Consider the following 20,726-nt stretch of genomic DNA (forward strand, 5'->3'; position numbering starts at 1 on the left):
GCGTCTTCAGCGTCTTCAACGAAGCGTCACCAACTGCGTGAGCACGGCCATCCGCAGGTACAGGGAGTCCTTGACCTGTTCGAAGTACAGGCCGCCCGACGTCCCCTCCACGTCCGGGTGCAGTTCGTCCTTGCGCGGCCCCGGATGCAGGATCAGCGCCCTGGATCCGACAGCACGGATCTTGGCAGCGGTGATCCGGTAACGCTCCGGGGTCACATACACGTGTGAGCTCAGTGCGGAGGGGTGGGTCTCCAGGGACGGGACGTCGATCGGCATCATCTCGACGACGTCCGCCTCGGCGAGCAACTCGGTGACGTCGGAGCGGAACTCGTACGCCGTGCCGGACTCTTCCAGGACCGCCGTGAGGTCGGCCGGCAGCGAGGTGTGCGTGACCGCGTCGACGCCCGCCATGATCAGGGGTGCGGCGGGCGGAACCAGGAACAGCAGCCGTTTCACCTCCAGCCGCGCGAGCAGGTGCACCAGCGAGCGCAGCACACGGGCACCGGGGTCGCCGACCAGGGCGACGACGGCTCCTCCCAGACCGCCCAGGTGGCGCGTCATCGTCCAGACGTCGCTGAGCGCCTGCGTGGGATGCTCGTTGGACCCGTCACCGCCGTTGATGACGGGGCAGACGGCGGCGTGCGCGGCCCTGCGGGCGGCTCCGGTGACGTAGTGACGCAGCACGAGGGCGTCGCTGAGCTCGGAGACGACCCTGGCGGTGTCCTCCAGGCTCTCGCCTATGTAGTCGACGGAACGCGAGGTGTTCGGGTCGGCGAAGCCCATCACGCGTGCGCCCAGGCGGAGCGCGGCCGCCTCGAAACCGAGCCGGGTACGTGTGCTGGGCTGGAAGAACAGGGTGGCGACGATCGCGCCGTCCAAGAGGGTCCCCGCGTGCTTCGCGGGCATCTCGCGCAGCCGTGCGGCCTGGGCGAGCAGCTGCTCGACGTGCGCGGTGCTCAGGTCGGCGGTGGCGACGAGGTGACGGGGAAAGTCATCGGCGGGCTGCATAGCGTCCCCGGGATATCAAGTGGTGTGGGTCGAGAAGGTCTTTGAGCCGGGCGAGCAGGTTCTCCACCTCGGGTTCGTCGCGCAGCCCGGGAGCGGCGTCCGCGTGGTCGATGTCGAGGCGGTACGGCAGGAACCCGGCTTCCGCGAATCGGTCGTGCAGTGCGTCGAGAAGTGCCTGGGCACGTCGTGAGGTGACGGCGTCCCGTGGGAATCGGATGGACACGACCATGTCGACCCACGCGCCGGGCATCACGTTGAAGGTGTGGCCGACGACCATCCCGGTGCCCAGTCGCGCGACCGCCGAGGCCAGCAGCTCGGCCGCCCTGCTCACCGCCGCGGAGTTCAGAGGGAGAACAGGGGTGAAGAACAGCCAGCCTCCCGTGCCCCGGATCTCGGTCTCCCGGACCGGAACCTGGAAGATGTCCTCCACCATGGAGTCGTTGGCCGTCGGATCACCGGCGTAGGCACGGAGGGTGGCGTGCTCCGCGACCGTTGCCCCGTGGTCGTCCGGCCCGTAGACGCGGTGCGTTCCGAACACCCCGGCCCGGTCGGCTTGTTCGGTGACCAATTCGACCGCGCAGTCGACCATCCGCGCGGCGCCGCCGACGTGCACATAGGCCAAGTAGCCGGCGTCGGACGTTCCGCCGTAGGCGGCGGCAGCCCCCGAGTTGAAGACCTTGATCACTCCGGATGACAGCCGGTCCGCCCGCACTCGGGAGAGGAAGCGGATCGCCTCGGAGAGGTCGGTGGCGGCGAAGGCCAGCCGCACCACGCGGAAGGTCTCGGGGCGAGGGAGCAGGCGTACGGCCGCCGCGGTGACCACGCCCATACCCGACTGGACGAACAGTTCCGCCAGGCCGGGACCGACCTGGTAGGCGTAGGGGGCCGGCGCGACCCGCGGTCCGGGCCAGCGGCCGACGTGGAGTAACGTGCCGTCGGCCAGGACCACTTCAAGCCCCAGGACGTCTTCGGTGCGCTGCCGGTGCAGTCCGACACCGCGGTCCAGCGCGTTGCCGACGACACTGGTGTGGGCCGACGAGGCGGTGACGTTGAGCAGGTAGGGGCTGCCTTCGAGTTTCTCGGCCAGCGCACCCTGGCTGACGCCGGGTTCGACGACCGCGATGCCGTTCTCCAAGTCCAGTTCACGGATGGTTTCGAGGCCCCGCAGTTCCATCAGGACGGCACCGTCGTCGGCCGGCTGGTCCACGCCGAAGCCCCAGTTGAGCCCTGTGCTGCAGGGCTGCACCTGGACGGCGCCGTGCCCGCGGTCGTCCGCGGCGAGGCTCCGGAGCAGCGAACGGACTTCGTCGACGGAGGTGGGTGACAGGACGATATGGGCACCACGGTCGCGAAAGGCGCCGCTGCCCGCCATCCCGTCCTGGTGCCGCGGGGTGACCACGCGGCACCGGTCCGGCCCGGCCGCCAGCAGGCATCTCGCCAGAACCTCTTCGTCCAATCCGGGCGAAAATCCGGACGAAATGAACAAGGAGTGGACGCCCATGATCTCAACGTCCATCGCTCAGCATTAGCTGTAGCAAATCACTGGCGCCTATGATCTCCGGATCTTCGAGTTCCGTGCGCAGCCACTCAAGTACCGATCGCTCCACAGCTGAACCGTCGGAGGAGCCGGCCGCGTTGTCGCAAGGTATGGAAGACGGCATGGGAACGTCCTTCTGTGTTTCTTTGTGAGGTGAGGTCCCGACCACTCTTGAACTTACCGGCCTGTAGGGGAATGTGGAACAGGGACGAGGAATCGAGACGGGTTCCGCGTCGGCGCCGCGGCGTTCAGGGCGCACTTGCGGATCGATCCCCGAAAATGTCCTGTCGACGGGACACCGGCGCAGCCCTGCTCGGGCAGGTTGTCCTCTGAGGACCAGGTCGGGCTGCCCGGCCCGCGTTCAAGGGCTTGGTCCAACGGCGGTGCTGTGCTTCACTCCGACCCGTAATCGGTCCGAGGAACCTCCTGTCGGAAATTCTCGGCCCTTTTGTGTTTCACAAAAAACCGCTTGGCTCCCGCTGTCGCGGTCGACCGCCCCTTGAACAGCACTGTCGCTTGGGCCGCGCCACGGGCGCACATATTTCCAGCATCGTTCGCGCGGGAAAAGCGTATGCAGGGAATGACGCCGACGCTATTTCCGGATACGCATCGCATCAACACGTTCTCACGGGAGTAGCGCATGCGAAGTGATGGCCGGTTCGACACGGACGTCCTGATCGTGGGCGGTGGCCCGGCCGGCGGCGCCGCCGCGCTGGCGCTGGCCACCTACGGCGTACGCACCATGGTCGTCAGCAAGTACGGCTGGGTCGCCGACAGCCCCCGCGCCCACATCACCAACCAGAGAACCATGGAGGTGCTGCGGGACCTCGGCGTCGAGGACGAGGCCTTGTCGGTGGGCACCCCACAGCAGTTGATGGGTGAGAGCGTCTTCTGCACCAGCCTCGCCGGTGAGGAGATCGCCCGCATTCGCACCTGGGGCACGGAGGACGAGCGCCTGACGGAGTACGCGGCCGCGAGCCCCTGCCCGATGCTCGATCTGCCGCAGCCGTATCTGGAGCCCGTGCTGATCGGCAACGCCGCCCGGCGTGGCGCGAAGGTCCGCTTCGACACCGAGTTCCTCAGCCTGGAGCAGGATTCCGATGGCGTCACCGCGCTGCTGCGCGACCGGCTGCGCGGGGACGAGTTCACCCTGCGCGCCCGCTATCTGATCGGCGCGGACGGCGGACGGAGCCGGGTCGCGGAACAGATCGGCCTCCCCTTCGTCGGCGAGGAGGGCAAGGGGGGCAGCATGAACATCGCCTTCGAGGCCGACCTCACCCGCTACGTCCAGCATCGCCCCGGCGTCCTGTACTGGGTGGTTCGCCCCGGCGAGGGGATCGGCGGCATCGGCATGGGCGCCCTGCGCATGGTCAGGCCATGGAACAAGTGGATGGCGGTGTGGGGGTACGACATCAACGGCCCCGCGCCGGTGCTCGACCACGCGGAGGCCAGGCACATCGTGACCGGTCTCCTCGGTGACCGGGACATCGACGTCCGGATCGAATCGACCTCGCTCTGGACCGTCAACGACATGTACGCGACGTCCTATTCCGTCGGACGCGTCTTCTGCGCCGGCGACGCGGTCCATCGGCACCCGCCGTCCAACGGCCTCGGATCGAACACCTCGATCCAGGACTCCTACAACCTGGCGTGGAAACTGGCACTCGTCCTGCGCGGCCAGGCCGGTCCGGCGCTCCTGGAGACCTACGGTGCCGAACGCGCCCCGGTGGGCGAGCAGGTCGTCACCCGGGCCAATCGGAGCACGGGCGAATTCGTCCCGCTCTTCGAGGCGTTGGGACTCGGCGACGGCCTGGCGTCCGGCGACGCCGCGGCCGGAGTACGCCGCGGACGTCTGCCGACCGCTGAGGGGGCTCGCCGCAGACGGGAACTGGCCGACGCCATGCAGCTCAAGCACTACGAATTCAGCGCCCATGGTGTGGAGATGAATCAGCGCTACGTCTCCTCGGCCGTAGTGCCCGACGCAAGCCCCGACGCAAGCCCCGACGCGAGTCCCGACGAGGAATGGTGCCGCGACCGCGACCTGTACGCACAGCCGTCCACACGACCTGGGGCCAAACTGCCCCACGCGTGGCTCATCGACACCGCGGGGCATCGCGTCTCCACCCTGGACCTGGTCGGAGGCGGAGGCTTCACCATGGTGACGGGATTCGCCGGACAGGCTTGGGCCGAGGCCGCACAGGTGTGCGCGGCGGAGTTCGGCATCGCGTTGAGAGTGGTCCGCATCGACGAGGACGGCGCCCGCGACGTCTACGGTTCCTGGCAACGGGTGACGGACGGCCTTGACGAGCGCGGTTGTCTGCTGGTCCGCCCGGACTGCGTCGTCGCCTGGCGCCATTCGGCACCGGTGGACGATCCCGCACAGGCGATCGCCGCACTGCGCGAGGCGCTGACGACGGTTCTCCATCGATGACGTCGCCTCCGGACACGTTGCCCCCGGCCCGGCGGCCGGCTGCGCCGGGCCGGGGGCAGGGCGTCACGGCTTGCGGCGCGCGATGGTCATCCCGTCGGCGATCGGAAGGATGACGACGTCGACCCGGTCGTCCTTGGCGAGCCGCTCGTTGAAGGCGACGATGGCATCGTCGACCTCACTGGACGGATTGAGTACCCGCCCCTTGCGGAAGACATTGTCGAATACCAGGAGACCGCCGGGCCGGGTACGGACGACGAGCTCGTTGAAGTAGTCCCAGTACCCGGTCTTCTCCGCGTCCACGAAAGAGAAATCCACCTCCGCGGTATTCGGCAGGGAGCGCAGGGTCTCTATCGCCGGCGCTATGTGCAATTCGATTCGGTCCTCGACGCCGGCGGCCTGCCACGCCTCCCGGGCGAGCGGGGTCCAGGTGTCGTCGACGTCGCAGCAGAGCAGCCTGCCACCCGGCTCCAGGCCACGGGCTATCGCGAGCGCCGACATGCCGGTGAACGTACCGACCTCAACCGCGTTCTTGACGCCCAGCGTCTGGACCAGCAACGTCAGGAACGGGCTCTGCTCCGGAGCGGTCTGCCAATGGGCGACGTCCGCGAACTGCTTGGTCTGCTCGGCCAGGCGCTCCTGGATGGCGTCGGGTCCGACGCTGTGCGCCATCATGTATGCGTGAAGCTCTGCCGACATCAGAAGAGTGCTTTGCCTCATGGGTGTGGGCCTCTCTCGAAATGAAACGCTCTGGGAGTGTTGATCAGCCTCCGTTGCCCGCGATCGGGCATCACGCCAACACTTTCATTTCATATTCTGTCGGGCCAGATCAAGAGCCCGGCCGGAGTGGACTGTTTGTAGAATGAAATAGGTGTTAATCTCCTCGGCATGCCCAGACTTATAGAGCCCACCGCCCGTTTTCGGGCCTCCTGGATGGAGGCACGAAAGGAGTGGGGCCCCGACGCTCATCAGGACGGAAGCGGACTGCGACTGGCGGGGACGGATCTCGACAGCGTCTCGGGTTTCGAGGAGTGGGTGAGGCGCCTACGGGCGCAGTCCGACCGGTCGCTGCCCATGCCGGAGGGCAGCGTGCACGCGACGCACCGGTGGATCGTCGAGGACGACACCTATCTGGGGGCGATCGACGTACGGCACTACCTGAACGCCTTCCTCCTGGAGGGCGGAGGCAACATCGGCTACAGCGTCCGCCCTTCGGCACGCCGACGAGGACACGCCACCTGGGCCCTCGGCTCCGTCCTGCCCGAGGCGCGCCGCCTGGGCCTCGACCGGGTCCTGTTGACCTGCGATGACGACAACACGCCCTCCGCCCGCACGATCGAGGCGAACGGCGGCATCCTGGAAGACGTCCGCACCACCCCCATCGGTGTGAAACGGCGTTACTGGATAACGCTCTGACCCTGCGGCTCACCCTGCGGCTCGGCTGCCTCCTCCGACAGATCCCGTCGACCGCGGACCCGGCTCAACAGGAGAATGGTCGGCCCGACGAAGGTGCACGCGCACAGGAGCCAGAGCGCAGGACGCAGTCCCGCGGTCGCCGCCACCAGGCCGCTGGCCGCCGCACCCACGGGCGCCGCCCCCCACGAGACGAAGCGGACGGTCGCCATCACCCGCGACAGCAGTTCCGGCGGTGACTGCGTCTGGCGGTGCGTACGGGTCACGATGCTGCCGATCACGACACCGGCACCGAAGCCGGCATTGCCGACCGCGAAGAAGGGGGCACTGCCGAGCCCCACTGTCAGCGGCATGGCCAGGGCCGACACGGCACCGGTCAGCGAGGCCAGGATCATGATGCGCGCGGTACCGAACCGGGCGGCGAGCCGGGCCGCGGCGAACGAGCCGACCAGCGCGCCGATCCCGTCGGCCGCCATCAAAAGCCCCACCATGAAGGGCGAGAGGTGCGCCTCGCGCACCAGGTAGGTGGGCGTCAGTGCCACCAGCGCGCCGCATGCGAAATTCGTGGCGGTCGCCCACCACATGCACGGCATCATCACCGGGTGCCTGACCACGAACTGCCACCCCTCGCGGATCTGTTGGGTGAATCCCGTCCGGGCGGACGAGGCACCCGTGGTCCGCGGCAACTCGGGCAGGGAGCGCAGGGTCAGAGCCGAGACGAGGTAGCTCACGGCGTCGACGCACAGGGCCCCCACCGGGCCGGACACCTGGACCAGCAGGCCCCCGAGCGAGGGGCCTCCCGTCTGGGTCACGGCGAGGGTTCCCGACATCAGGCCGTTGCGGGCGGTCAGGTCCTTCTTGTCGATGATGGCCGGCAGGAAGGTGGCGTTGCCGACGTCGAACACCACCGTCGCGAGACCGACGACCAAGGCAGCCACGACAAGATGCGCGTAGGTCAGGTGTCCCAGCCACCACGCGACGGGGACGGAGGCGAGGGCGACAAGACGTATGAGGTCGGTGATGACCTGGAGCCCGCGTAGGGGGTACCGCTGGACAATGACGCCCGCGGGGAGACCGAGGATCAGCCACCCGACCTGTCCGGCGGCGGCGAGAAGACTGACCTGGACGACCGACGCGTCAAGTACGGTCACGGCCACCAGCGGCAGAGCGACCAGGGTGACGGCCGAGCCGACCCCGCTCACGGTCGTCGCCGTCCAGAAACGCCAGAACAATGAGGCCGAGGAGGACGTGGTCGGCCCCGCCGCCCTCCTGGCGATCGCAGTCGACCTCTTGGCGATGACATCGGTCATGACGTCGTACTCCTAACTCCTAGGTGTGTTCGAGTCCCGTGGCGTCCTCGACACCACTTCCAAGAGGCGCCCGGACCCGCCGGTGTCGGAGCCCGCGTCGTCCGCGAGCAGCCCCGCCTCCATGAAGGCGCACCGCGTGCGGCTGTCGTCGAGGGCCCCCACCTCGATGAAGTACCTGACGGCGGGAGCCGCCGACTCCGCTGTCGCGCGCGTCAGTTCGTGCTCCGGCCAGCACTCCGTGACGACCTGGACGATCTCCTCGTCCGAAAGTCCGACAGCCGCGAGCCGGGTCGCCACCTGCGCCTGGTCGGGGGTGAGGAACGCCTGGATGATCGCCGGCACATGCGGGCCGACGGCACGCCGCTCGCGGAGCGTCAGCGCCGGCCACAGATGCCTGAGGACCGAACGGAAGTAGACGTGGTGCCGTCCCTCGTCCTCGGCATGGTCCCGTACCAGGTCGCGGACCGGACGGGGCAGCCTCTCGTCCCGCGGGAGCTCCGACAGAATGCCGGAGATCAACGTCTCGCTCACGATCGCGAAGACCAGAGCCTCCAGACCCGCGACCTCCCGGGGAAGCAGGGCGACTACCCCGTCCAGGCGCTGCGCGAACACCGGAATGCCGCCGCCTCCTCGCGGCACCCCCGTGACATGTTCGAGCTCCTGGATGAAGTCGTAGGAGAACTGTGCGTGCCACGCCTCATCAGTGACGATCTTGAAGGCGTCGGCCCGCATCTGCCGCGGCAGGAGGAGACCGGAGGTGCCCCGGGCGATCTTCGCCGCCACCGGGATGACCGCGAGATTCTCCAGTTCGGTGGTGAAGTCGAGGTAGTCGTACAGACGGTGCAGCAACAGAGTCCGTACGACAGCCGGCCCCCGCGCGACCACGAGGGGATGGGACACCACGGGATACAGCTCGGGCGGGAAGTAGAGATCGGCCGGGTCCACCAGATGACGCCGGGGCTTGCGGCGCACGCTGGCCAGGTCGTCCCATCGGCCGAAGCGGCTGGCGTAGGTGCTCAGCACCGGTCTGGCCGCCGCACTGCCCGACACCAGTTGTTCGCGCGCCAATCGCTGATACGTGCCACCCGGCACACCCCGCAGCTCGGACACGTTCGCGCCCCCCGCCTCAGGCACCGCGCGGCGCGCCCCGCTCACGACGCCCAGCCGAGCAGTCGCTGACCGAAGAGCTCGTCCACCTCGGACCGGACGTCGTCCAGTTCCACGCCGGTGGCCTCCAGCGCGCCGCCGAGTGACGCCGAGCTCTCCAGTTGGCGCAGGAGCCGCAGGATCGGCGAGTCCTCCTCGAAGACGTACTCGATCTGACCTTCCCGGAGCAGGAACCACGCTCCCGCGTCGTCGGTGAGCAGCATCGCGTCGTCCGAAAGCCGCAGGACACCGTCCGCGTCGAAGTCGCGGCGGTGAGCGAACGATTCCGCGGAGTCCGCCACCGGGCCGCCCAGCGACGAGAGGACCGTGCCCGCCGAGAGGTCCTCCAGCCGGGGCGGTTTCGCCGCCATCTCGGCCAGCAGCCCCATGTTGACGACCCGTAGAACGACCTCGACCTCCGGGGAGTCCGTGTCGCCGTCACCCAGGGCGTCGAGCCGCCGCCGCAGGACATCCGCGTCGATGAAGACGTCCGCCCCCGGGGCCGAGAGCGCGCGTTCCACGAGATGGTGGTCGTCCGCACGCAGCAGTCGGGCGAGCATGCGGTACGCGTGACGCGTACCGGTGCCGTAGAAGAAGGGTCCCTTGGGTCGCCGGACGATCCTCTCGGGCATGCGCGAGGTCATGGCGTCGCGCAGGATGCGCTTGTCCCACAGCAGACGTGACCGGAGTCGGTCCGGAACGGTCGCGGCGAGCTCGACCAACCGGTGGTCGAGGAAGGGGACCCGGGCCTCGACCCCGCTCCCGGCAGCCGTCCGGTCCTCGTGCCACACGTTGTACTGCTGCACCTTGCGGTACTCGGACTCGACGTACGCCCGGTACACGTCGTCGACCCGGCCCTCGCTCCCCGGGTCCAGGGCGGACAGCGCGATCAGCGACTCGCCGCCGGCCCACCACCGGGCCAGTCCGGGATCGCGCTCCAGCCTCGTCTCGCGGTCCATGTAGGCCAGGCCGCCCAGGAAGGACTCCCAGTTGCTGTCGCCGAGGAGGTCGCGCGAGTACCCGCCGTTGAACTCGTCACTGGCCGCGCCCAGGAGCATTCCGCGCAGTTCCGGCCGCTCCTGTCGAGCGAACCGGTGGAGCTCGCTCTTGTAGTAGGCCTCGGGACCGCACAACGGCGTCTCGGTGAGCCACAGGAGCCGCACCCATTCCTCCGGCGACGGCGTGTGGTCGCGCGGGAACACCACCTGATGGTTCGGCACCCCGAACTCGCGCGCGATCCACTCGGCGTTCTCGGCGTCACCGTTGTCGTGGGTACCGCCGGTCAAGGCGGTGAAAGTGTGGAGGATGTCGAGCCGCGGAGCCGCGAGCGCCAGCACCGCGCTGGAGTCGATCCCACCCGACAGGAACAGTCCGAGTTCCGTGTCAGCGGTGGCGCATTCCGCCACCGAGGCCTCCAGCAGTTCCCCGTAGCGGCCGATCAGCGACTCCGCATCGGCGTACTCGTCCTGCTCGGTGGGGATCTCCCAGTAACGGTGCTCGGTGGTCCGGCCGTCGCGCAGGTCGATACGCACGACCGTGGCGGCCGGGACGTTCTCGACGCCCTCGAACCACGTGCACAGGTCGGACTCCGCGAATCGCGGCGAAGCCGGCAGCATCGCCACCGACAAAGAGCGCGCCCAATCAAAGCTCCGGGGAGTGGCCGGGTCGACGAACAGGCCCTTGATCTCCGACGACAGCACGATTCGCTGGTCGTCGCGCTGGTAATAGAGAGGTTTGATACCGAATCGGTCCCGGGCGAGGATCAACTGCCCACGTGCCCGGTCCCACAGAATGACACCGAACATTCCGCGCACATCACGGAGAAAATCCAGTCCGTGCTGCCGGTAGAGGTGGAGCAGCACCTCGCAGTCCGATCCCGTGCGGAGACGGACTCCGCCCGGCAGGCCGGCGGCCAGTTCCCTGTGGTTGTACACCTCGCCGTTCGCGATGAGCACCAGAGAACCGTCGTCGCTGACCAGCGGCTGGCCGCCGCCCGCCGGGTCGACGAGAGAAAGCCGGGTGAATGCCATCCCGACGGGGCCATCGCGCAGCAGCTCCCGGTCGTCGGGACCTCGGTGGTCCAGGATGTCCGCCATCTCATGGAGCACGGAGTCCGTCTCCGGCCCCAGCTCCCGGCCGTCGAGCCGGGCTATGCACGCAATGCCACACATAGAATTTCCTCAACCTATTGGTGCGTTTGCGAAGCGACGACAATGACGTGGGTGGGCGATCCCTCGAAGGGATCGCCCACCCAGGGGTCGATCAGGTCATGCTCACGATGACGGAACCCTGCTTGACGCTCTTCGCAGACGGCTTGATGTACTTCTTCATTTGGAACACCTCCGCTTGGCTGGGCATCCGATGAGCACCGGATGTGTTGAGAAAATTAGTCACGCGTCCTTTCGATCCGTTATCGATCGGGCTTCGCCGACTGCGCCCCCCGGTTATCTCCTTCGCGCTTCCGTTTCAACGGGAACGCAAGGCCCGGCCGCTTACGGACGACAGGTCTGCATTACGTGGATACGTGGATACGTGGATACGCGGATACGTGGACACGCGCATACGGCGCCGACGCCAGGGCCGGCACCGCACGACCCTGCTTCGGGAGGATGGGTCGTACGACGCCGACGACGTGGGCGTCTTCCTCGGCCTGGCCGTCGGCATGACCGCCCACCACGGCCACGGCCACGAACTCGGTCGCCCGGGACGCGGGCCGCGGGGCCGCGGGGCCGCCTACCTCCGCGGCCTGGCCATGCGCCGGAGCGCTGACCTGTATCCCGGCGAGGCCAGGACCGACGCCTAGGACGCGGCCGTGATCGCGAACGCGGCCCGCACCATGCCGCACACCCCGCGCTCGCTGAAGCTGACGGCCGAGATCACCGCCGAGCTGACCGTGCGGCTACCACTCGATGATCTTCTTGACGGTCAGGTCGGCCAGGAACTCGGTCACATCGGCGAGGGCTTCCTCCTCGTCAATGCCGTACTCGTCCACCAGCACCCGCGCGACGTCGCCGACGCTGCGGGTGCCGTCGGCGGACATGTAGATGAGTACCGCGGCGCCTTCGAGAAGCAGGGCGTTGTCCTCGAAACCGAGCAGCAGGTCCTCGCCCTGACGCCGGACACGTATGCCGAGCACGCGACGGGGCACGTCGCAAGGGGCGATGTTCGGGGCGTCGTTCACGGGGTCTCCACTCGCATGGAGATGTCCTGGCAGAGGGTGAGGACTTCCCTGATCCATGATCCCGGGTCGGCGGCGTCGTAGCTCCGCATGGTCTCCAGCGCCCAGTACCGCTCGAAGGTGAGGAACGAGGGCGCGACGATACGGAGACGGTTGGGCCGCCACTTGGGCATGTGGCTGCCGAACTCGCCGTGACTCTCCAGCAGCGCGTCCACCGCGTAGCCGAAGGCCCGTCGTGCGGAAATGGTCGCGCTCTCCGGATTTCCGGCCTCCATCTGGCCCAGCGCGTCCTCGACGGCGTCGTCCGCGAGGTTCAGCGAGCGCACGACAAGGAATGACTTGAAGGCGGAGTCCGTGAGGCGCTTGCGACGGTCCTCCACCCAGTCCTCTCCCAGCAGGGTCAGACAGTTGGCTATACGTCCCAGCGAGACCTCCTCGCGCGGCGTCAGCGCCTCTCCGGCCAGACCGCGCTCGTACTCCTGCCAGGAGACCTTGGCGAGCAGTTGGTCGATCTGGCTGTCGAGCCAGTACGTCACCTCCCAGCGCCGACCGTCCTCGTAGAACGTCTCGCTGCGCACGCCAGGCGGGTTGAGGGGCATCGGGATCGGCCTGCTGGTCGAGGTGTCCCACGCACGCGTGGTGACGACGTACACGTCATGGTCACTGCGCGCGTTGTTCCATCCCCGGGCCGCTGATCCGACGACGAATGCCGCCAGACAGTCCGCCGGTATCAATTCCCTCTGGCGCAGTGGCTCGAGCCATTCGTCGGTGGTCAACTGCTGCATCTCTCGGCCTCTCCGGTCGGTGCACGTGTCCCCTCGCGGCGCCTGGCGCGGCGAATTGCGGTGATCGTACTCAGACGCCCGCTCCGACCGGAACCTTCTGGCGCGCAGGGGGCTGTACGGCCAACTCCTTTGCGGTAGGCCTCAATTCATCATGCATGAACGGGCGGCATCGCGATCACGATGCCGCCGATCCTTCGGTGCGGCAGGAACACTTTCGTCGGTGCTCCCTGGTGCGCGAGGGGGGAGTCGAACCCCATGCCTTCAGGGTTCGGCGCAACACGCCACCCACGGAAATCATGGCTCTGAGCTGCGAGAAAAGCCCGGTCACGGTTGTCACTGACAACCGTTGATCGTCCTTGACCGCGGTTGGGTCGCAACCCCGGTTGCCACTCCGGATGCACCACTGAACACACAAGAGAGCCCCCGGTTTTCCGGGGGCTCTCGCATGTCCAGGAGCACCGCGCGGCTGTCACAGAGCCGGGAAGCGGTCGCCCTTCATCTCCGTCATGAAGTCGGCCCACGCGTCATCAGAGAAGCTGAGGACAGGACCGCGAGGGTCCTTCGAGTCACGAAGGTCAACACCTTACGGCGGCACAACATCCCGCCGAGGCGGCGCCACGACCTGCCCGTGGGGAGAGTCGTATGCCTGTACAAATGTCGCAGACCGTACAGGATGGCCAGATCCCCTCGAATCCGGCAGACAGGGCTACCCCGCCGACCACGAAGGAGGCCGCGCCGCCCGAGTTCACCGTGTGGACGGCGGAGCAAGTCAGCCGCTTCCTGGTCTGCGAGCGCAAGAGCCGTGAGTTCCCCTGAGTTCCCGCTGTGGATGTTCCTCGCCTCCGCCGGAGTCCGCAGGGGCGAGGCTCTTGGACTTCGGTGGCAACACATCGACTGGGACGCGCGCACGTGCCTGATCCGTCAGCCGGTGGGCGTCATCCGTGGCCGTATCGTCCGTGGCCGCTGTCCAAGTCGAGCAGGCCCCGCGTGATCGACCTGGACACGCGGACGCTGGACACGCTCAAGGCGGACAGGGCCGCGCAAGCGGCCGACAGGCTGTCCCTCGGAGCGCGCTGGACGGACGAGGGGTTGTGTTCGCCCGGGGAGCCCACATCCTCCGTGAAGGGCAGACGGCCGGCGGTCCGCGCCATCCGGACCGTGTTCTACGTCTCTTCACGGCCCGTGTAGCCAAGCACGGTCTACCGGAGATCAAAGTTCATGACCTTCGCCACACTTGGGCGACGCTCGCCCTCAGGGCAGGCGTCCCCGTGAAGGTCGTACAGGAGCGGTTGGGGCACGCCAAACCGATCATCACCATGAACATCTACGCACACTGCCTACCGGGCATGGGCGCTGAGGCCGCCGCTGAGGTGGCCGGACTGTTCACGTGATCATTTCCGGTTGCACCCTGCGTTGCACCATGAGAGCAAAACAAAAGCCCCGCAGGCCGTGTGACCTGCGGGACTGTTGGTTGGTGGGGCACCGACGGAACTCCTCTGCCAGGGCTGATTCCGTGGTTCGTGCTCGTCACTTCCCACGTTCACGTAGATCCTTTCCCGGCGTTACCAGGCACTGCCTTACAGCCTCACCGAAAGATTCCCTACGGTGGCAGTTATCGTCAGCTCCCCGCCGATCGCGTGCAGGTATGCGGCCATGGTCGAGGTGTCCAGGCGGGCGAGGCCCCGCTCGATCTGGCTGATCCGCCCCTGGGTGACGCCCATGGCCTTGGCGACCTGCGCTTGGGTGAAGCCTTGCGCCTTGCGGAGAGCGGCCAGTTCATGTCCCCGCTCGGCGTCGACCATCTCCGCCTTGATGGCGTCGATGCGCTCGCGCTTCTCGGGGGTGATGTCGGCCGTCAGGTCGGCCATGGTGCCGAGTTTCATCTGCCCTGCCCTTCCTTCTTCTCCTGCTCCAGCGCCTCAAGGTAGGCCGTGTACTTGTCGTCCGCTTCCTTGACCGCCCTGGGATACCAGGCTGCCCACTGCCGCCCCGCCGCCTTGTTGCCAGCCACCAGAAAGATGGCCCGCCGCTCGGGGTCGAAGACGAAGAGCATCCGGATGCTCACCGTCCCGCCGCTGCGTGGACGCAATTCCCGCATGTTCCGGTAACGGCTCTTCTCGATCGCGCCGACCGTCGGGCGTCGGAGCGCCGGACCCACTTCTTGGAACCGTTCCAGAGCGGCTATCACATGGAGATGACTGTCCGGGTCTTCCTTCGCGAGCGTCTTGACCCAGTCCAGCACATCTTCAAAGAACCGCAGCTCATAAGGTTCGGCCACATCAAAAAATTAGCACGAACTAATATTCCGGGCAAGCGAAGGTTCACCCTGGGCCGACTCTGAAGCAGGAACCGGAATGACCGCCAAGCCCCTGTCGGACCTGTCGGTTGTTCATGACGCAACCCCTTGCGCCTGCGGGACCCAGGAGTACCCAGCCGTTCAGGCATGCCCGGTCTCCCGGTACATCGACAACTACACGCCGCGCCCGGCACCATCCGCCTGGGGGCGGGTCGCCCCGCTCGTCAGGGCGACCGTCAAGCAGGCCGATCCTCTCCTGCCCTACACAGCACGGGAGTTACTGGGACCGCTGGCGAAGCTGGCCCTGTTCGCCGATGCCGAGGGCATGCCCGCCACCACGGAGGTGTGGCTGTCGAAGGAGCTGATCGAGCGGTTCGTCCAGGTCGGGTGCTCGACCGCACCACCGCCATCCTGCACTGGGCCGTCAGCCCCGCCATGCGCGAACAGTTCGGAATCCCCGAACGCCCCGACGACGCCCGCGGCTTCGAGGCCGGATACGCCGTCGTCCGGCGCCTGTTCCACCGGCTCACCGACGCCATGGACCCCTCGCCGCTGCCGAAGAACCACCGCCTGGACAAGACCACCGCCCGCCGCCTCCAGACCGCCGCCGACCCCGCTGCGCTACAGCAGCACGCTGCGCTCCTGCTGCACACCGGGAACGCCCTCGTCGATGCCTCCCTCGCCCGGATCCGGCCGCACCTCGACACACACTGGGACGGCTCCACCGCCCTCGACGCCACCCCCGTGCGCACCTACTCCCGAGGCCTGCGCACCACCGGCCCGGACCTGGCCACCGATCCCGACGCCGGCTGGTACGTCCGCGAAGGCGACCACCGCGACCCCGACACCCTCCCCGCAAAGAACGCGAAGAAGAACGGCAAGCGGCAACGCGGCGCCGCCAAGGCGATGTTCGGCTATGACGCCACCCTCGCTATCGCCCGCAACCCCCACCACGACGGGACACCCCGCCCCGACGGCGCCGCCGACCCCCGCGTCCCGCCCGCCGTGGTCACCGGCTTCACCCTGGACAAACCCGGCCATGCACCCGGCCCCAACGCCGCCCGAGTCCTGGCAGACGTCCGCCGCCGCGGCCACCCGGCCGGATTCCTCGCCGGTGACCGCGCCTACAACAACACCGCCCCCGACGACTTCCAGCTCCCCGCCCGCGCCCTCGGCTACCGGCTCGTCTTCGACTACCGACAAGACCAGCTCGGCATCCAAGCCGGCACCGCCGGAGCCCAGCTCATCGAGGGCACCTGGTACTGCCCCGCCCTCCCGCAAGCCCTGGTCACCGCCACCAGCGACCTCCATCGCGAGGTCATCGACCAGGAGACCTGGATCCGCCGCATCGCCGCCCGGACCCCGTTCCAACTCGTCCCCAAGCAGCACCCTGACCACGAGGGACACCAGCGGATGTCCTGCCCGGCCACCGCCGGACGCCTCCAGTGCCCGCTCAAACCCAGCAGCCTCGGCCGCGACCCCCGCCTGCCCACGGCCGACCCCGAGCCGTCTCCCACCGGACCGGCCAAGATCTGCGCCCAGCAATCGATCACCATCCCGCCCGAGGTCGGAGCGCAGCACCACCAGGTCTTTCCCTATGGCGGCGCGGACTGGCAGCGCGTCTACTTCCGGCTCCGCAACAACGTCGAAGGCTTCAACGGCTTCGCCAAAGACCCCCTCCACGAGGCGATCGAGCAGCCCGGCACCCGCCGCATCCGCGGCATCGCCGCCCAGACCCTCCTGCTGGCCTTCCAACTCGCCCACGCCAACCGCCGCAAGATCGATCGCCGGCTCGCCACCATCCCGCCCGACGGGCACCCACCCCACCGGCGTCCAACCCGCCGCCGGCCCACCAGACCACTCGGCGGCTGGACCCCCACAGGCCACCTCACCACCCAGTGAGAGAGACCTCACACCGACAGGAAAATCACACCGCCAACAGCCCCGGTACCTCCACAGCCCGGGGTCACCAGACGCGCGCCCGCACCTCTGAATCCCCTCTGAACCACGACGGCAAAGCAAAAAGGCCGCCATCGTGATCACGATGACGACCGTTTCGTCGCTGCTCTGAAGCACCTAACGTCGGTGCTCCTTGGTGGGGAACCGACGGAATGCGCTGGTCAGGTGCCATGTCGGCCATCTGTAGATCGTTTCCCACGATCTCATAGATCATTTCCCACAGTCCTGGTCAGACAGTGCGACAGCCGATTGTCCTTTGACAGCGAAGTTAGTCGCGTGCAGCGCGCTGACCTGGCCGACTAGGTTGGGTGTCAGAGGTCGCTTTCATCGGCAAGGGTCGGCGAGAGCTGATGGCAGCACGACTTGTCTGCGCCATGCCGGCCGATCGCCTGGTACGGGCGTCGGGCTCAGCCCAGTAGCTGTCTGATCGCCGTCACCAGTGCCTCGCCCGTCTGCTGGACGGCCGTTCCGGCGACCAGTGCGGGCAGGGAACGGAGTGCTGTACGCAGGGCGGGGCGGAAGCCGTCGCTCTCCGGGTCCGTCAGGGCGCCCTCCAGCACCGTCGTCTGGTCTCGCAGAGCCTCCGGGTCCGTCAGCAGGGCCGTATTGCGATCGATGTCCGTGCGGAAGGCGGTCAGGAGGGTGGCGAGCGAGTCGAGCGGAACGCTGCCCTGGCCGGTGCTGGTCTGTGTGACGTGGGACAGGCAGTGACCGGCGACGTTCTGCGCGGTGCCGGAGTTGTCGCCGCCGATGCTGATGCCGGACCCCGGGGACTGTGCGGGCTCGGGGGACGGGTCCCTGCGCGGAAATCCTGGGCTCATGAGCACTCCTTCGGTTGAGGCAGGAGGGGGTGGCATGAGTGCCGTCTGCGCCACCTGAGTCAGCGTCAAACCCGCCGCGAGTTGGATCGGCGCATTGTTGTCGCCCACCACCTGAATGCTGTTGATCACCGTGGGCCGGTCGGAGAACGCCTCCGTCGCGAAGCCGTGGCGTTCGAGCAGGGCCTCCACAGCGTTGAGGACGACGGCCTGCATCAGCTCGACGTGGCGTTCGGCGTCGCCTTTCTGGTGCAGGTCGGAAACCTCGGGCAGGGACAGGGCATCGCGCAGACTCAGCGGGCCGTCACGCTCGGCCGGATCCGACTCCCGCGCCGGTGCCTTTCGGAGCTGCCGCCACAGCATCAGCCACAGCCCCGCCGCACCGCGCAGGCCGTCGAGCGCCGCGGGACCGGCCGGTTCGGGCAGCGGCAGCAGCGGTGCCATCACCTGCGGCAGCAGCGTGAGCCGCAATTCACCGGCCTGGAGGGCCGCGTGCACGAAGAGGCTCACCACGAGCTGCCCCTGCCAGCTGACGCACTGAGCCCGCAGATACGGCCGCTCCGGCCGGCCCAGGCCACCCGCCGTCTCCGACGCCTCGGCCCCGCTCCGGCTGCGCTCCAGCCACAGGCCGGCCGGCAAGGCCAGTACCCGGGCCACCGAGAAACCAGGCAGTGGCGCGGTCTCCTCGGCGTTGCCGGGCTTGCCCTCGCCGTGACCAGCGGCGGTCAATGCGGCCCCGATACTTTCCAGCAACTCCGTCTCACGCAGCGCCACGACGGACCTCTCGGGCTGCCCGGGCCGCAACGGCACGCGGATTTCTGCCGCGCCCCGGGCTTTCCGACCCGCGCCGATGAAACGACTCTGAACGTCGTACGGCAGCGCGGTGCCGTTCTGCCGGGTGCCAACCCACTCCACGCGTCTGCGGGCCCGTGACCCGACGGAGGGCATCCACTCTCGGGTGCCGCCGTCCCTGCTCACCCGTCCCCGCGCCGACCGGCAGACCACCCCGTCGACGACGTACACCAGAGCCACGGCGGATGCCAGCACGAAGGGGAGCTGGGCGCTGCGTGCCCACAGCTCGTGGGAACTGTCGTATTTCTGCATCGCGACCAGCGTGAACACCCAGTACCCGATCAGCGGCACCAGCGCCCAGCCCGGCCCGGACGAGCCCACCACCCAGGCGAGGCCGAGCGCACCCAGCCATCCCAGGGCCGAGACCGGTGCCCAGGCCACGACGAGGCCGAGCACCGCCACCACCGCAACCTGGCGAAGCAGCCGCCGCCGACGGACGCGCACTCCGTGCGTGAGCACCGGTACCAGATCAAAACCGTACGACGGGACTGAGCGCGCCGGGTCGCGCAGCACGTCCTTGACCAGCCGGAGCAGCCGCGCCTCGCCCCACGGCGTGGGGTCGCCGACACGGGCCGGGCGCGCATAGAGCGCCGTGCAGAGTTGCCGTGTGACGTCAGACCCCGCCGTCTGCGGCGGTGACTCGCCCGCCGATAACTCTCTGGTCCGCACCCTGTATCGCTCCCCCCGTCCGGCGCATACGGTGCCTGGGGGCATCTTCATCCCACGGGCACCGGTCGCGCCATACCCCCCACACTGCGTGTGGATGATGGTGCGTCACCCGGGTGGCAACCGGCCAGGCGCGTGCTCCGCCGGACTCGTACAGCCTCCGCTCCCCGCCCCCGTCCGCGGGCTCGCAGCCTGGTGCGCGCTGATCCTGCTGGAGTCCATCGGCCTGTCGCCGGTGGGGCACATGTGTAGCCGTCCTGGCTGTGGTCCGCGGGGCCGTGCACATCGTCGTGGCCGCGCTCGTGGACAGCAGGGAGGAGATCGTCGCCTCGCCGCGGGGATGCCGGTAGCGCGACAGCCACCGGACACCAGAGCGTGCAGACGTTCCCGCTCGTCGTCGTGCCAGTGCGGCCGGAACAGCTGCTGGGCGATCCCCACCGCCTGTCGAAGTCCATCAGCAGAAGCCGGTCCTGCTCCAGCCAAAGCCGACGTGTTACCCGGTCGTCGCCGACCAGTACCAACGCGAAATGACGTTCACCCCGCGACCAGCGAAACGGCCGCACCGGAGCCGCACCCTCGAACCGGGCCGTGACACAGTCCAGTAGCGGACGCCGCCGACGCCAACGTAACAGCGTCCACGTACGACAGCTCCACGTACGCCTCCGCAAGATCCACCCCAGCCGGTACGGCCACTCGGTACCCCAGTCCCTCGCCCTGTACGACTAGGGTCACTGGCAAGGAAGCCGAAACGCCTGGGTTCGCTGCCAAACGCCTCGATTCGATGACAGCGGACACCGATGGCGGCTGGCTTCTCGCAGCGAAGGTTGAGCATTCTCATCGAACATTGCGCGCCTGCCGACTGGGGGCTGGACGGAGCGCGTCCCGAGTACGCGCTAGCGGTCCCGGTCAGAAGCTGAACCGACGTGGGCCGCGTCGGTGAGGGTCATGGAACCCGGGGATGTCGATGCCTGAGTCGTCGGGCTCGTCCACAAGGGGCATTCTGCTGATCGCCATATCACCCTCGCCCGGGTGGTCCGGTGATGCCACGTGAAAACCGATCACCGGCACATCGGGCCCCGTTTCCGTGATGGGCGGGGTCGGTACCTGTGGCACCTCTGGCCGGGGAGGAGCAGCGGCTCCAGCGTAGTGGCGCAGCAAGGTGGTCAGCTCCCTCAGGTGGCGCACATTGAGGTTGTGCAGGGCCTCACTGATGACGCGGGTCGTGTCATCAGTGAGGGTCAGGAAGGTGGGATGCACGACGGACAACCTCGCGGGTGACGATGAGCGGCATGATGTCTGGCGTGACACCGCCTACATCGCGAAAATAAGC

The 20,726-nt window shown here is 68.1% G+C and carries 17 protein-coding genes and 2 pseudogenes; 6 read left to right on the top strand and 13 right to left on the bottom strand.

Translation table 11 applies throughout. The annotated features are described in order from the left end of the window. Window positions 1-15: 15 nt before the first annotated feature. Entirely contained in the window at window positions 16-1,008 is a 993-nt protein-coding gene (locus OG747_RS21710) for an aspartate carbamoyltransferase (RefSeq protein WP_405881001.1), read from the bottom strand. After that, window positions 992-2,464: an FAD-binding oxidoreductase gene (locus OG747_RS21715; RefSeq protein WP_405881002.1), complete on the bottom strand. Its 1,473-nt coding sequence runs from the start codon at window positions 2,462-2,464 to the stop codon at window positions 992-994. Before OG747_RS21715 ends, OG747_RS21710 begins: the two co-directional genes overlap by 17 nt. Window positions 2,465-3,185: 721 nt before the next feature. On the opposite strand from OG747_RS21715, the gene OG747_RS21720 reads away from it, so the two are divergent. Beyond that, the gene (locus tag OG747_RS21720; RefSeq protein ID WP_405881003.1) at window positions 3,186-4,976 is read left to right on the top strand and encodes an FAD-dependent oxidoreductase; all 1,791 of its coding nucleotides are present in this window, start codon (window positions 3,186-3,188) and stop codon (window positions 4,974-4,976) included. Window positions 4,977-5,039: 63 nt separating this feature from the next. Here OG747_RS21720 and OG747_RS21725 read toward each other — a convergent pair whose 3' ends face one another. Then, window positions 5,040-5,672 carry an O-methyltransferase gene (locus tag OG747_RS21725; protein ID WP_405881004.1) on the bottom strand — a complete coding sequence of 211 codons (633 nt, stop codon included), beginning with the start codon at window positions 5,670-5,672 and terminating at the stop codon, window positions 5,040-5,042. A 189-nt stretch (window positions 5,673-5,861) separates the two neighbouring features. Here OG747_RS21725 and OG747_RS21730 point away from each other — a divergent pair, with 189 nt between their 5' ends. After that, window positions 5,862-6,389: a GNAT family N-acetyltransferase gene (locus OG747_RS21730; protein ID WP_405881005.1), complete on the top strand. Its 528-nt coding sequence runs from the start codon at window positions 5,862-5,864 to the stop codon at window positions 6,387-6,389. On the opposite strand, the gene OG747_RS21735 is transcribed toward OG747_RS21730, so the two are convergent. Genes OG747_RS21735 through asnB form a run of 3 tightly spaced genes read right to left on the bottom strand, consistent with a single transcriptional unit; the run spans window position 6,371 to window position 11,013 of the window. Next, window positions 6,371-7,696: an MFS transporter gene (locus tag OG747_RS21735; RefSeq protein ID WP_405881006.1), complete on the bottom strand. Its 1,326-nt coding sequence runs from the start codon at window positions 7,694-7,696 to the stop codon at window positions 6,371-6,373. The genes OG747_RS21730 and OG747_RS21735 overlap by 19 nt on opposite strands. 12 nt (window positions 7,697-7,708) lie before the next feature. Then, a complete protein-coding gene (locus tag OG747_RS21740) occupies window positions 7,709-8,806 on the bottom strand; it encodes a diiron oxygenase (RefSeq protein WP_405881007.1) in 1,098 nt (365 codons plus the stop codon). Window positions 8,807-8,847: 41 nt separating this feature from the next. Continuing rightward, a complete protein-coding gene (gene asnB, locus OG747_RS21745; protein WP_405881008.1) occupies window positions 8,848-11,013 on the bottom strand; it encodes an asparagine synthase (glutamine-hydrolyzing) in 2,166 nt (721 codons plus the stop codon). A 491-nt stretch (window positions 11,014-11,504) separates the two neighbouring features. Between asnB and OG747_RS21750 the strand changes: the two are divergent. Continuing rightward, window positions 11,505-11,795, top strand: a pseudogene (locus tag OG747_RS21750) (transposase); the annotation flags it as partial. On the opposite strand, the gene OG747_RS21755 reads toward OG747_RS21750, so the two are convergent. From OG747_RS21755 to OG747_RS21765, 3 genes and pseudogenes are all read right to left on the bottom strand, one after another. Further along, window positions 11,742-12,080 carry a PqqD family protein gene (locus OG747_RS21755; protein ID WP_405885624.1) on the bottom strand — a complete coding sequence of 113 codons (339 nt, stop codon included), beginning with the start codon at window positions 12,078-12,080 and terminating at the stop codon, window positions 11,742-11,744. The pseudogene OG747_RS21750 and the gene OG747_RS21755 sit on opposite strands and share 54 nt — an antisense overlap. Then, entirely contained in the window at window positions 12,020-12,805 is a 786-nt protein-coding gene (locus OG747_RS21760) for a hypothetical protein (protein WP_405881009.1), read from the bottom strand. Before OG747_RS21760 ends, OG747_RS21755 begins: the two co-directional genes overlap by 61 nt. Before the next feature lie 469 nt (window positions 12,806-13,274). Then, a pseudogene (locus OG747_RS21765) lies at window positions 13,275-13,373 on the bottom strand (DUF397 domain-containing protein); the annotation flags it as partial. 86 nt (window positions 13,374-13,459) lie between these two features. Here OG747_RS21765 and OG747_RS21770 point away from each other — a divergent pair. Both OG747_RS21770 and OG747_RS21775 read left to right on the top strand, forming a co-directional pair. After that, entirely contained in the window at window positions 13,460-13,621 is a 162-nt protein-coding gene (locus OG747_RS21770) for a hypothetical protein (RefSeq protein ID WP_405881010.1), read from the top strand. A gap of 275 nt (window positions 13,622-13,896) precedes the next feature. Then, window positions 13,897-14,196 carry a tyrosine-type recombinase/integrase gene (locus OG747_RS21775; protein WP_405881011.1) on the top strand — a complete coding sequence of 100 codons (300 nt, stop codon included), beginning with the start codon at window positions 13,897-13,899 and terminating at the stop codon, window positions 14,194-14,196. 186 nt (window positions 14,197-14,382) lie between these two features. On the opposite strand, the gene OG747_RS21780 is transcribed toward OG747_RS21775, so the two are convergent. Beyond that, entirely contained in the window at window positions 14,383-14,688 is a 306-nt protein-coding gene (locus OG747_RS21780; RefSeq protein WP_405881013.1) for a helix-turn-helix domain-containing protein, read from the bottom strand. Beyond that, window positions 14,685-15,083 (bottom strand): type II toxin-antitoxin system RelE/ParE family toxin, encoded by a 399-nt coding sequence (locus OG747_RS21785; protein ID WP_405881014.1) that lies wholly within the window; start codon window positions 15,081-15,083, stop codon window positions 14,685-14,687. Before OG747_RS21785 ends, OG747_RS21780 begins: the two co-directional genes overlap by 4 nt. Before the next feature lie 405 nt (window positions 15,084-15,488). Here OG747_RS21785 and OG747_RS21790 point away from each other — a divergent pair, with 405 nt between their 5' ends. Beyond that, window positions 15,489-17,003 (top strand): hypothetical protein, encoded by a 1,515-nt coding sequence (locus tag OG747_RS21790; RefSeq protein WP_405881015.1) that lies wholly within the window; start codon window positions 15,489-15,491, stop codon window positions 17,001-17,003. 464 nt (window positions 17,004-17,467) lie between these two features. Here the strand turns inward: OG747_RS21790 and OG747_RS21795 are convergent, their stop codons facing one another. Together OG747_RS21795 and OG747_RS21800 are read right to left on the bottom strand one after the other, a co-directional pair. Then, window positions 17,468-19,399 carry a hypothetical protein gene (locus tag OG747_RS21795; RefSeq protein WP_405881016.1) on the bottom strand — a complete coding sequence of 644 codons (1,932 nt, stop codon included), beginning with the start codon at window positions 19,397-19,399 and terminating at the stop codon, window positions 17,468-17,470. Between the two features lie 903 nt (window positions 19,400-20,302). Continuing rightward, a complete protein-coding gene (locus OG747_RS21800) occupies window positions 20,303-20,653 on the bottom strand; it encodes a hypothetical protein (RefSeq protein WP_405881017.1) in 351 nt (116 codons plus the stop codon). Window positions 20,654-20,726 lie beyond the last annotated feature (73 nt).

This window comes from Streptomyces sp. NBC_01384, assembly GCF_045040035.1.
GTDB lineage: Bacteria > Actinomycetota > Actinomycetes > Streptomycetales > Streptomycetaceae > Streptomyces.